This is a genomic window from Sphingobacterium sp. SYP-B4668, from assembly GCF_027627455.1.
In the GTDB taxonomy this organism is placed as follows: domain Bacteria; phylum Bacteroidota; class Bacteroidia; order Sphingobacteriales; family Sphingobacteriaceae; genus Sphingobacterium.
This window is the reverse complement of sequence record NZ_CP115483.1, coordinates 3,830,629-3,844,089: the sequence shown is the minus strand read 5'-3', so window position 1 is coordinate 3,844,089 and position 13,461 is coordinate 3,830,629. Positions and strand designations below refer to the sequence as shown.

The 13,461-nt window shown below is 44.1% G+C and carries 7 protein-coding genes; 6 read left to right on the top strand and 1 reads right to left on the bottom strand.

Annotated elements, in window-relative coordinates; translation table 11 throughout:
• Window positions 1–13 precede the first annotated feature (13 nt).
• A complete protein-coding gene (locus OQ289_RS15760; protein WP_033563294.1) occupies window positions 14–2,767 on the bottom strand; it encodes a substrate-binding domain-containing protein in 2,754 nt (917 codons plus the stop codon).
• Window positions 2,768–3,062: 295 nt separating this feature from the next.
• On the opposite strand from OQ289_RS15760, the gene OQ289_RS15755 reads away from it, so the two are divergent.
• The 6 genes from OQ289_RS15755 to OQ289_RS15730 all read left to right on the top strand — a co-directional run bounded on the left by OQ289_RS15755 (window position 3,063) and on the right by OQ289_RS15730 (window position 13,444).
• Window positions 3,063–4,397: a sugar porter family MFS transporter gene (locus tag OQ289_RS15755; RefSeq protein ID WP_033563293.1), complete on the top strand. Its 1,335-nt coding sequence runs from the start codon at window positions 3,063–3,065 to the stop codon at window positions 4,395–4,397.
• Window positions 4,398–4,399: 2 nt separating this feature from the next.
• Window positions 4,400–5,350, top strand: coding sequence for a carbohydrate kinase family protein (locus OQ289_RS15750; protein ID WP_270087804.1), 951 nt, complete (start codon window positions 4,400–4,402; stop codon window positions 5,348–5,350).
• A gap of 68 nt (window positions 5,351–5,418) precedes the next feature.
• Window positions 5,419–8,511, top strand: coding sequence for a SusC/RagA family TonB-linked outer membrane protein (locus tag OQ289_RS15745; protein WP_270087803.1), 3,093 nt, complete (start codon window positions 5,419–5,421; stop codon window positions 8,509–8,511).
• A gap of 13 nt (window positions 8,512–8,524) precedes the next feature.
• Window positions 8,525–10,249: a RagB/SusD family nutrient uptake outer membrane protein gene (locus OQ289_RS15740; RefSeq protein ID WP_270087802.1), complete on the top strand. Its 1,725-nt coding sequence runs from the start codon at window positions 8,525–8,527 to the stop codon at window positions 10,247–10,249.
• Between the two features lie 19 nt (window positions 10,250–10,268).
• Window positions 10,269–11,945, top strand: a complete 1,677-nt coding sequence (locus tag OQ289_RS15735) for a GH32 C-terminal domain-containing protein (RefSeq protein ID WP_270087801.1) — start codon at window positions 10,269–10,271, stop codon at window positions 11,943–11,945.
• Window positions 11,945–13,444 (top strand): glycoside hydrolase family 32 protein, encoded by a 1,500-nt coding sequence (locus OQ289_RS15730; RefSeq protein ID WP_033563291.1) that lies wholly within the window; start codon window positions 11,945–11,947, stop codon window positions 13,442–13,444. Before OQ289_RS15735 ends, OQ289_RS15730 begins: the two co-directional genes overlap by 1 nt.
• Window positions 13,445–13,461 lie beyond the last annotated feature (17 nt).

Sequence of the window (13,461 nt, the reverse complement as noted above, 5' to 3'; positions counted from 1 at the left end):
CCAATTTACACTACTATTTAATTTTCTCCTTTTTGAAAGTGGACGGGGTCATTCCACAATGTTTCTTAAAGGCTGACGTAAAATAGGCTGATGATGAAAAACCTACCTTTTCAGCGATTTCGTTGATGTTGAGACCTTCAATGATGAGATGCTTAGCTTTCTTTAGTCTTCGTTGTAACAGGTACTCGTTGACACTACATTGAAGGAGGGCCTTCACTTTTCGGTACAGTTGTACGCGAGACATATTAAGCTCGGTGCTGATGTCTTCCACGCTTAATTTCGCATCGGATAGGCGAGTCTCTACCACTGCGGAAAGGCTGTTGAGGAATCGCTTGTCCTGATCTGAATAGCTGCGGTCGGTAAGCTCGTCCATAGGTTCGATTTCACTGATGTATCGTTCTTTTAACTCGCGGCGAAGATAGAGCAAGTTTTCAATTACGGCCTTTAGATGGTCGGCATTGAATGGCTTTGTTAAATAGGCATCCGCCATGGCTTTGAGCCCTGCTATCTTGCCCTCGTCGGAATCGATGGCTGTAAGGAGTATGATGGGGATATGTGAGGTCTGTGCATCAAATTTAAGGCGTTTCAATACATCGATGCCACTTTTGTCGGGCAACATCACGTCACACACAATCAAATCCGGAAGTTTGCTAGTAGCTATCTGTACGGCGCGATCATAGCTATCGGCGGTATAAATATTATACTCCTGCTTTAGGAGTTCTTTTAAGAATATCCGGATGTCGGCATGATCGTCGATAAGAAGTATGCTCGGTAGCTTGATAGAAGTGAAACTGATTTCGTCTTCTACGATTTTGGGACTATAATCGTTGCTCAGTAAAGCTGGATTGCTGATTGGTACCACGGGAATAACTGATTGCCGACGCTCGGTGTCTTTGAGATGGACGTGACCTATAGGTAGGCGTACGGTAAAGCAGGAGCCCTCACCGAGCTTGCTGCTGACGGTAATCTGGCCATGGTGGAGGTTGATGATTTCTTGAACGTAAGAGAGTCCTATGCCCGAGCCTTCAGGACTATACCCGCCTTGATAAAACGGGTCGAATACATGGTCTAGATGCTCTGCGCTGATTCCTCGGCCATTGTCTATTACACGTAAATACACATGGTCTCCAAAGGTGTTACGTTCAAGAATGACTTCGATTTTACCGTTCTTCTCTGTAAATTTAAAGGCATTAGAAAGTAGATTTGACATCACCTGCTCGAGTAGATATTCGTCAAACCAGAGTTCCTTGACTTGCGCCCTGTTGCTATAGGATAGTGATATCCGATGGCGAGTGGAAAGGGGTTTGAACGTGGTAATCACTTGATGCATAAAATGATCTACTTGTACCGGAGCGGCCTGTAATGTAATCTTGGACTTGGATATCTTGTGGATATCAATTAGTTCATTGACAAGCTGGAGTAATTTATGGGCACTCCGTCGGATACGTTGAAGCTGTTCTTTACTGTCGTTTGATATTCCTTTTTCTTTAAGGAGCTCGTCGACCGGAGCAAGAATCAACGTCAGCGGAGTCTTGAACTCGTGTGATACATTCGTGAAAAAATTGCTGCGCGCTTCAGAGGCCTCTTTGACCTGTTCGCTCATTTCAATGAGCTGCTGTTGCTGTTGTAGGATTTCTCTATTTTGGATTTCTAGGTGCTTATTTTTGTTCCAATTGCTCTTGATGACGATGATGGATATTCCACCAAATACAACAGCCATCACCAGACTGACGATCAATACATTGAGGATGGCCTTTTGGTCGTTGTAAATTTTACTCTGTTCACTCATCAAGACTTGCTGCCGGTCAATATCAGCCTGTTGCAGTTCGATTTTCTTGGATTGTAATGCCATCAGATTGGCATTGCTGCTATCAATGACCAGTGTTCCCAACAGATTGTCTCGTTGGTAGGATTTTTTTTGAAGGATGGCCATAGCTGTCCGTATCGCTTCGGCCCCGCCTGTAGGATAGAGCATAGAAGCTTGGAGATGTCCTTTGGTAATTTGTTCCAATCCATTAGCTGGACCAGGGAGTGCATCCACGCCAATAATGATTTTGTTGACAGCTTTATTTTGTTGCAGTAAACTCTCGCGTACGCCCAAAGCCATTTGATCGTTGAAGGCAAAAATAAGGTCACTGCTTTCCAATTCGTCGATATGTGCTTGTGCTGTGTTGCGGGCTTTTGCTCTTTCCCATTGCCCTTCTAAAACGGTACCGATTTGTATCAACGGATAATCACGTAGGGATTCTCGCAATCCTTTTTCCCTTTCCATAGAGGCTGAAGTACCTTTTAGGCCGGTGATTAGAGCAATGTTACCTTTACCATTGAGCATATTGCCGATATATTTACCTGCCAGATTGCCAATAGCTACATTATCTGCACCTACATAGGCATTATATAGATGGGAGGAAGTCTTGCGATCGGTGACGATGACCGGAATATTCTGCTGATAAGTGGAATTGACAATAGGGGTGAGTGGATCGGCCTCATTGGGAGATACAATCAGCAGGTCTATATCTTGCTTTAAGAAAGACGCTATTTGTTTTATCTGTTGCTGGCTGTTGCCTTGTGCATCGGCATACAGAAATGTCACTTCGGGATGAAAACTAAGTTCACGCTTCATTTCCTGTAACATGGTTTGGCGCCAAGCATCAGTCCCAATACATTGGGAGAATGCAATGGTATACTTTCCTTTGGTCTCTTGCTGATGGCAGGAAATGCATAACAACATCGACAGAATGAAAAGTGATATTAGACTTCTAGGCATGACTGATTTGTGCTAAACGTAAGGCAATATACATGTTTTTGTTTTTTGACACTCTATCGTAAATACTTAGTGTAAAAAGTACATTGTTTAATTGGCGTGTCGGAATGAATCAGAAGTGAAATTTTCTGTTCAATAATCACGAATCTATATTTCCATTGTTGTTGTAATTAATTGATATTTAGGTGTTTGAATTTATTATTCACTGTGTAACAAATTTTATTCAATTTGTCGTGGATTTATATATCCCAGAGCCTATCGAGCATCTAGATTTGCTTCTAATCAATTATAAAGTGATATGAACAAAAACATGGTGTTGGCCTGGTCATTTGTAGTGGCCTTGGGAGGTTTTTTATTTGGGTTTGATACAGCGGTAATTTCCGGCGCAGAGAAAGCAGTGCAGGTATTTTGGAATTTAACCGAATTTGAGCATGGGCTCACGATGGCCATTGCTTTGATTGGTACAGTAGTGGGCGCTGCTTTAGGAGCTTTGCCTTCCGATAGATTTGGACGAAAAAATACCCTCTTTGTCGTTGCGCTCCTTTATTTCTTCTCTGCTATTGGTACGGCGATAGCCCAAGATTGGCCACTATTCATGATATTTCGCTTCTTGGGTGGGATTGGGGTCGGGGTATCTTCAGTAACGGCGCCCATATACATTACAGAGATATCACCTGCCAAGTCTAGGGGCAAGTTGGTCGGGTTGTTTCAATTCAATGTAGTGTTCGGGATTCTAATAGCCTACTTGTCCAATTATTTGATAGGTCAGTGGGGTGAAGAATCTTGGAGGTGGATGCTGGGGGTACAGGCTTTTCCTGCTGCGCTATTCTTTGTCTTGATATTTTTCATTCCCGAGAGTCCGAGATGGTTATTGTTACATCGTGACAGGCGCGAAGAAGCTGAGGCGACCATGAAAAAGATTAATGCGGACAATTATGAAGAAGAGGTCCAACGTATTCTAGAAAGCCGCCATGTTAATCAACCTTCGGGACAACAGGCTGCGCCTTTATTTTCAAAGCAATATCGGACGCCGTTGCTATTGGCCATCTTGTTTGCTGTGTTCAATCAGGTATCGGGGATCAATGCTATTATATATTACGCTCCACGTGTATTCGAAATGGCCGGTTTGGGAGCGCAAAGCTCTCTCCTCTCTACAGTAGGAATAGGCTTAGTCAACTTTATCTTCACCTTATTAGCTATAAATTTCATCGATCGTATAGGTCGTCGAAAGTTGATGTTGGTGGGGTCAATAGGACTTATCGTAGCATTAGGACTGGTGTCATTTGCTTTTTTCTCAGGACATACCGAAGGGCTTTCTATTACTTTCTATCTGATGCTGTATATCGCATTCTTTGCCTTTTCGCAGGGAGCGGTTATCTGGGTCTTTATCTCCGAGATATTTCCGAATGAAGTTCGGGCCAAGGGACAGACAATTGGGAGCCTTACCCATTGGGTGATGGCAGCTGTGATTACATTTTGTTTTCCGGCACTAACCGAATTCTTGGGCGGCGGATATACCTTTTTGATATTTGCAGGTTTTATGGTTTTACAGCTCGTATTTGTACTCCGAATGATGCCTGAGACCAAAGGTACATCCTTAGAGAATATGGATCAAACCATTAATTTGCATTGAGTATGAAAAACGAACAATTGGCAATCAAAGGAGTCTGTTTTGGGGAGGTGTTGTGGGACAACCTGCCAACAGGCAAAAAACTTGGTGGTGCACCCTTGAATGTAGCCTATCACCTCAATATGTTGGGTGTGGAGACACAGATGCTTACGCGGGTGGGAAAAGATAAAGATGGCGATGAGCTGATTGCACTATGCGAAGCACTGGGAGTACCTACCCAGCTCTTTCAGGTGGATAAAGCGCATGCAACATCTACGGTAGAAGTACACATTGATGCACATAAAGAGGTGACGTATGAAATAGTATACCCAGTCGCTTGGGATTATATTCAATTGCACGAGGCTAATCTAGATGCTATTCAACAGGCAGATTTCCTCGTTTTTGGCAGCCTTTCTTCTCGACACGAAATTTCATATAATACGTTGAAGCATCTCTTACGGGTAGCTCCATATAAAGTCTTGGATGTAAACTTACGCGCCCCCTTTTATACGAAAGCACGTGTGCTTGAACTATTAGGCTACGCCGATTTGGTGAAGATGAATAGGGAGGAGCTTGGAATGATTGCCCAGTGGCTGGATCTACCCAAGGGTGATAATGATGGACAGTTTGTGGAAGAGATAATGCAGCGGTATGGGATAGATGAGGCCATTGTAACTTATGGAGCTGCAGGGGCTATCTATCATGCTAGACGTGCAGCAATAAGCTATCATTTTCCGGCTTATCCAGTAGAAGTGAAAGATACCATTGGGAGTGGAGATTCTTTTTTGGCGGCTTTTTTGTCTAACAGGATGCGTAATAGTGTGGATATCAGTATGGAAGAGATAATGGGGTTTGCAGCCACATTGAGTGCCTTTGTGACACAGAGTACAGGCGCATGTCCGAGCTATGATGCCAGCACAATCAATCGGTTTGAATGGATACATTACTTGGGGAGAGGGGAGGTTGATTCAGGCTAGATAAGCAGCCTAACCAACGCAACATCTTAATCAACTATAAATTATAAACAAACAAAATTTACTAAACTATGAGAGGAATAGTCTTAACACTATTGTTCTTGGCATGCATGTTTACAATCGTGTATGCTCAGGACATTCCGTTGTCTGGAAAAATTTCAGATATGAACGGACTTCCGCTATCCGATGTGACAGTCACCGTAATGGGGACACAAAATGTGACGGCCAGCGATGAAAGTGGAAATTTTAAAATCAATGCTGTTAAAGGGGCGCAGGTACGCTTCACGCGTGTGGGGAAGAAGACGACCTTCTTGACGGTCGGCGATCAACATAATGTGGTTGTGACGATGGCCGAGGGGGAAGAACTGGAAGAAGTTGTCGTGACAGGCTATCAGACCCAGCGCAAAGCTGATCTTACGGGAGCTGTAGCTGTGGTCAAGATGGATGAGATTAATGCGCCACTGACGGGGAATGTGATGAAAAGCTTGCAGGGAAGAGTGCCTGGAGCATTTATTACGACGAATGGCTCACCTGATGGATCGGCCAATGTCCTGATCCGAGGGATTGGGACACTGGGTAACAACAGCCCCCTCTATATCATAGATGGTATGCCGAGTACCAAATCTATGAACGAAATATCAGGACTGGATATTGAGTCGATCCAAATATTGAAAGATGCATCATCTTCAAGTATTTACGGGTCTCGGGCCGCCAATGGGGTAATCATTATCACGACCAAAAAAGGAGAAAAGGGTGGTACTCGGGTAGATGCGCGGGTGTCTACGGGTATCAAAAACTATTCAAAATCACTGGATTGGTTGGATACACAGCAGCGAGGGTACGTGCAGTGGCGAGCTGCGCGTAATGACGGTACGGATCCCAATTTCGGAGTATACAGATTTAGGGATGCACAGAACGGTGATGGCACTTGGCGGTTGGATGAAATCATCCTGCCCGAATACATTGATGATGCCAAGACCATGCGCGCAGCAAATACAGATTGGGTAGAAGAGGTGGGGCAAACGGCTTTGGTCCAAAATTATAACCTGAGCATAATGACCGGTAATAATAAGAGCCGTGCACTATTTGCAGTGGATTATTTCGATAATCAAGGAACGGTACGGGGAACCTATTTTGAACGCCTCTCGGGCCGTTTGAACACGGACTTTAGTCTGCTTAACGACCGTGTGAAGATTGGTGAAAATCTCTCCATTACCAAGATACAGCAGGATGTACTGGGAAATGTGCTGGACCGAACACGTAATATACAACCTATAGTGCCTGTACATACGATAGATGGTATCGGTTGGGGTGGGCCGGTAGCCGGGATGAGCGATAGACAGAATCCAGTTAGGCTTATTGCTGACAATGCGCAAAATAGACGGAACATGTTGCGCCTATTCGGGGACATGTTCATGGAAGTGAAACTATTGGAAAACTTGAAATTCAGATCGATGCTGGGGATGGACTATTCCTTTTTGTGGGACCGAAATATGCAGAAAACCTATGTGTCTGGATTCATGTCTGAAAATACCGCTAGTTTGAGCAACGTGAACAACAGATGGGGCAACTATGTCTGGAACAATACCCTTACCTATAAATTGGATGTGCAGGACAAGCATCATTTTGACTTCTTGGCAGGTCAGGAAATAATCGATTATTATGCTGAAAACCTACAAGCCGGACGTCGTAAGTTTGCGTCTGAAGACCCCGATTATATGTACTTGGATGCGGGAGAAGGTATTCAGACCAATAGCGGCAGTGGTACGGTCTATCGCTTGCTTTCTTACTTTGGTAAAGTAAACTACAACTTTGATGACAAGTACTTGCTTTCTGCTACGGCACGATACGACGGCTCGTCACGATTTGGGGCCAATAACCAATTTGGTTGGTTTCCAGCCCTGTCGGCAGGGTGGCGTGTGAGTCAAGAGGATTTTCTTAAATCGGTAGAAGTGCTCTCGGATTTAAAAATCCGCTATGGATGGGGGAAAGTGGGTAATCAGGAAATCGGGGATTTTGCCTCATTCGGAATGTATCAGGCCAGCTATGCTACCAACCCTACTTGGGATCCAGACAATGGAACGGCTTACGACATCAATGGAGCGGGTACGGGCGTATTGCCTTCAGGATATAGACGTATACAACAACCCAATCCCAATCTTCGCTGGGAGTCGGCCATGCAACACAATATTGGGGTTGATTTCGGTTTTTTTAATCAAAAATTGACAGGTTCATTTGATTATTTTCAAAAGAAAACAGAAGATATTCTCATATCTCCACCCTTTATAGCGACACTGGGTGAAGGGGGAAATAGATGGGTGAATGGCGCGAGCATGTCCAATAAAGGCTATGAACTCCTACTTTCTTATCGTTCATCTCATAACGATTGGAAATACTCCATTACGGGAAATATGGCCGGCTACCGTAATAAAATCGTCAAACTGCCCGAAGATGTCATCAACTCTTATCCTGGAAATGGTGTAGACCAAACCATTCTCAATAGACCACTCAACTCTATGTTTGGCTATGTCGCAGATGGTCTTTTCAGGACCTCTGAAGAGGTGGATAGCCATGCCGAACAGGTGGGGAAGGGGTTAGGACGTATTCGGTACAAGGATATCAACCAAGATGGTCGGATAGGGGATGAAGATCGGACCTGGTTGGGAATCGCAGATCCTGATTTTATCTACGGTATCAACTTTTCGATTGGATACAAGCAATGGGACTTCGGTATGTTCTGGAATGGCGTATATGGAGGACTAGTCAACAACTCTGCCAAGGGCTATACGGACTTTATCAGCTTCTTTGGCGGGGAAAACTATGGCACACGGGTGTTGGACGCATGGTCGCCCCAAAATCCGCAATCGGATATTCCAGCCTTATCGTTTAATGACCTGAACAATGAGAAACGCTTTTCAAGCTATGTGGTCGAGAGTGCTTCGTATTTTAAGTTGAGGACACTGGAACTGGGATACAGCTTGTCACCTCAGGCCCTACAACGGATAAAAAGCCAAGGAGTGCGATTCTACGTATTGGGCGAAAATCTACTCGCCTTTAAGAAAAATTGGGGAAATAATAAATATACGGGTGTAGATCCAGAAACTCCGAATTCGGGATACCCGATTCCATTCTCCATTACTGCCGGCATAAATGTTTCATTTTAATTGCAACCTTGTCATGAAAAAAAAGATAAGTATAATATACACTGCATTATCCCTATTACTGCTGAGCGGTTGTAGTGATTACCTAGATATCAATCCTAAGGGCCAATTGGGCGAAAATCAACTAAACAATGCTGAAGCTGCCGAGAACTTGGTCATAGCCGCCTACTCATCATTAGGCAATGAAAATTATAACAATAAAACCAATAGCCTATGGCCTTATGGTGACTTGAGAAGTGGCGACGCTTATAAAGGAGGTGCTGGAACGGGCGATATGGAAGAGTGGAATCTGTATGAAACGTTTGTATCTATGCGGGTAGATGTAGGTGGACTGGACCAAAAATGGTACAGGCAATATGTGGCCATATCTCGGGCGAATAATGCATTGCGAGTCATCAATGGATTGGACGTAGCCGATTATCCAAAGAAAGAAGTAAGAACGGCCGAAATGCGATTTTTGAGGGCACATTATATGTTTGAGCTTAAATTGCTTTTTAAATATGTACCATTTGTGGATGAAACATTGGCCCCTGAAGCGTATATAACTGTTTCGAATCGCGAATATACGGATGCAGAGCAATGGACCAAGATTATAGACGAATTTAGATTTGCGGCTTCCAAATTGCCTGAGAAAAATGACGACCAGAAAGGGCGGGCCAATAAGTACATGGCGCAAGCCTATTTGGCCAAAGCCCTGTTGTATTCGGCTTATGAGCAGAATGAGCAACATCAGGTGACGGGTATTAATAGTCAAAAATTAGAAGAAGTGGTGGCACTAGTGGAAGAGTTGGAGGGCCGCTATGATTTGTCACAAGATTTTGCATTTAACTTTTTGTGCGAGTACGAGAATGGACCTGAATCCATTTTTGCAGTACAAAATTCATTGAATGATGGAACCGAATTTGGCCGCTTGGACTGGAGTGCAATGCTCAACTACCCGATGAACGGTGAATATGGATGTTGTGGGTTTCATCAACCCAGTCAAAACTTAGTAAACGCCTTCAAGACCGATGCAGAAGGTCTTCCCCAGTTTACGAGCTTCAACAGTACAGATTTGTCTACCGCTGCACAGGTGAAAACACAGAATGTAGATCCACGGCTACTACATACGGTAGCAATGGTAGGTCTTCCATACAAATATAAAGCAGATTTTATCTTTCAGAACAGCTGGATCCGGCAGATCGAAACTTATGGCAATTATATGTCTTTGAAAGAAGTGGTGCTGTATGACAATCCTTGCTTTAAGAAAGTTAATCCATTCATGAGCAGCAGTAAGAATAGAGATATTATTCGTTTTGACGATGTATTGTTGTGGAAAGCGGAGGCTCTCATCGAATTGGGAAGATCCGCTGAGGCCTTACCCATTATCAATAAGATCAGGAAGCGGGCAGCGGAAAGTACATTCCGGTTGGTAGATAGTGGGGGAGCACCTACAGGTCAATTTAAGGTAGCGGAGTACAAAGATGGCGTGAATTGTACTTGGACACAATCATATGCAAGAGCGGCCCTACGTTGGGAAAGACGATTGGAGCTAGCGATGGAAGGGTTTCGATTCTTTGATTTGGTACGTTGGGGTATTGCAGATACCTATGTAAACGAATACCTGCAGAAAGAGAAAACGAGGCGCAATTACTTAGCAGCTTCAGTATTTAAGAAAAATCGAGACGAGTATTTTCCCATACCGTTGTCACAGATAAATTTTAGTAAAAAACTTTATATACAGAATTTCGGTTGGAATTAACTATTTTAAACATGCAATTATGATAAACAGACTAGTATTACTTTTGGTGATGTGTGGAGGACTGCCTCTGATCACAATGGGGCAACAACCATTTACTACCAAATTTGAGGTTGGAAAAAAGTACTTGAAGATCCCGGTCAAAAATGGAGCGCCTAAGCGAAATGTGGACATCTTGCTCAACGGAGACAAGATAAGATGGTTTAACGTCGAATTAGCGGATGACACCCCTGATTGGTATGCCTACTTGGACGTGAGTGCTTGGAAAGGAAGCACACTAACGATTAATGTAGATGCACTGAATAGCAATAGTAGTGCTTTTTCGCCAGTAGTGCAGGCCTCCGATGATGGCAATAAGATGGATTACAAAGAACCGCTCCGTGGACAGTTTCACTTTTCTCCAAAGCGAGGATGGAACAACGATCCGAATGGCATGGCCTATTATAAAGGGGAGTATCATCTCTTCTTCCAGCATAATCCTTATGGTGTGAACTGGGGCAATATGCATTGGGGACATGCAGTGTCGACGGATTTGATCCACTGGAAGGAAATGAGCGAAGCGCTATATCCAGATGAGTTTGGAACCATGTTCAGTGGCGGTGGTGTCGTGGATACTGAGAATACAAGCGGGCTGGGCAAAGGTAAAGATCGACCTTTAGTGCTATACTACACTGCGGCCGAAAAATCATGGGAGCAGGGACTGGCTTATACCTTGGATGGCCGCAACTTTACCAAGTTGCCCCATACCATATTGGACAAAATCACGGACGGCAATCGCGACCCTAAGGTCATCTGGCATGCGCCTAGTAAACACTGGGTAATGGTGCTCTATGTGACGGAAGCCAATGACCTGCACACCATGCATTTCTTTACCTCAGTAGATATGAAATCTTGGACGTTTGCGAGCAAAATCATAGGTGGTAAAGGTGATGATCGTTATATGCATGAATGTCCGGAATTCTTTGAGCTGCCTGTGGACGGAAATGAAAACCATAAAAAATGGGTATTGACAGGCGCTAACAGCCAATATGCGATAGGAACCTTTGATGGAAAGACCTTTCTACCCGAGGAGGAACGCTTATTCAGTCAGCATGGAAGGGATTACTACGCAGCCCAGACTTTTAGTGATGAACCCAAGGGGCGACGCGTAGAGATAGGTTGGTGGCGTACACACACCAACAAAGAGGCTTCTTCTTTCAATCAATCGATGAGTATCCCTATGGAGCTAGCACTTAAACAAACCAATAAGGGCGTAAGACTCGTGCGTACGCCTGTATTGGAACTGCAAAAGTTGAGGGGAGCTGTTACTAAAGTGAGCGCTAAAGAACTAACTCCTGACATGAAAAATCCATTGGCTGGAGTGGATACAGAGATTGCCGAAATCAAGTTGACATTGATGGCCAAAGATGCGAAGGTCATACAGTTGACAGTACGTGGATTGGGAATCAATTATGATGTTGCTAAGCAGGAACTGGAAATCGATAACGTGCGGGCACAGGCTCCTTTAGTGGATGGAAAGTTGAATCTGCAAGTATTCGTGGATCGTACAGGAGTAGAGGTGTTTGCTGCTGAGGGCGAGGTATTCATGCCTGTGAACTATAATTTGAATCCGACCGATCGCACGTATAGCCTCCAGGTAAAAGGTGGTAAGGCTGACTTGCAAACGTTGGAATTGTATAAGCTTAAAAGTATTTGGTAATGAAGAAATATCTAGGTATTCTACTTATACTGACCATCTTCAATAGCTGTCAGACGGCAGCTAAAAAAGAAAATAATCTGCAAGAAAAATATCGTCCTAGCTATCACTTCTCTCCTAAAAAAGGATGGATGAATGATCCGAATGGAATGGTATATCTCGATGGTACATATCACTTGTTTTTTCAGCATAATCCTGATACGACTGTATGGGGACCTATGCATTGGGGGCATGCGACGAGTACGGATTTGATTCATTGGGAGGAACACCCTATAGCACTTTTTCCAGATAGTCTAGGGACTATTTTTTCAGGAAGTGCGGTCATTGACAAAGATAATACTGCTGGGTTTGGAAAGGGAGCATTAGTTGCAATCTTCACCCACCATAATCCTAAAATCGAGGAAGCGAAAACGGGGTTGCATCAGTATCAGAGCATAGCCTATAGCTTGGACAAAGGCAAATCCTGGACCAAGTATGTAGGTAATCCGGTGTTGCCTAATCCGGGGATTTGGGATTTTCGCGACCCGAAGGTAATGTGGCATGCGGGTAGTGGTCAATGGGTAATGACCCTAGCAACCAAGCAGTCGATAACCTTTTATGGCTCTAAAAACCTGAAGGAATGGACACGATTGAGCGAATTTGGAAATGAGGTAGGTGCACATGGAGGAGTATGGGAATGCCCAGATTTACTTCGTTTTGAGACGCCTGAAGGGGATAAATGGGTATTGTTGGTCAGTATCAATCCCGGAGGACCCAATACGGGGTCGGCCACGCAATATTTCGTGGGAGACTTTGACGGTACGACATTTAGGTCGGATCAAAAGGATATTCGTTGGATGGACTATGGACCTGACAACTATGCAGGAGTTACATTCTCCAATACTGAAAATAGGCAGATCTTGATGGGCTGGATGAGTAATTGGGCATATGCCAATACGGTACCTGCATCTAGTTGGAGGAGTGGGATGACAATACCACGGACGCTTTCTCTACAAAAGGTCAGCGAACGTTGGCTTTTGGTGTCGACTCCAATCACAGATGAACTTGGAGCATGGGATACACAAGAAAAGGGCGGGGTACAAGTGAAAAACGGAACCGACGACTGGAGCAAGTATATCGGGGAGGCCAACGGTGCGTTTGAGCTTTCATTTGCATTGGATAAGGTGGCGACTTTTGATTTGGTATTGTCGAACGGAAAGGGGGATGAATTGGTCCTTGGATTTGATGAGGCTACCAACCAATTTTTTGTGGATCGTTCGAAGGCTGGGGATGCTAACTTTAGCCCCACATTTATCAAACGTACGGTAGCTCCGCGTATCTTGGATGCCGAGACGCTGACCTATAGGTTGCTAGTCGATCGTAATTCGGTGGAGATATTTGCAGACGGAGGTTTATCTAATCTGAGTAGCCTCTTCTTTGTCGAACAACCTTTTGATTTATTGATGTTTCGATCCTCGACAACTGTTAATGTTCGGGACCTGCGTGTAAAAGTTATAAAATAAGAACACAAATTATAGTG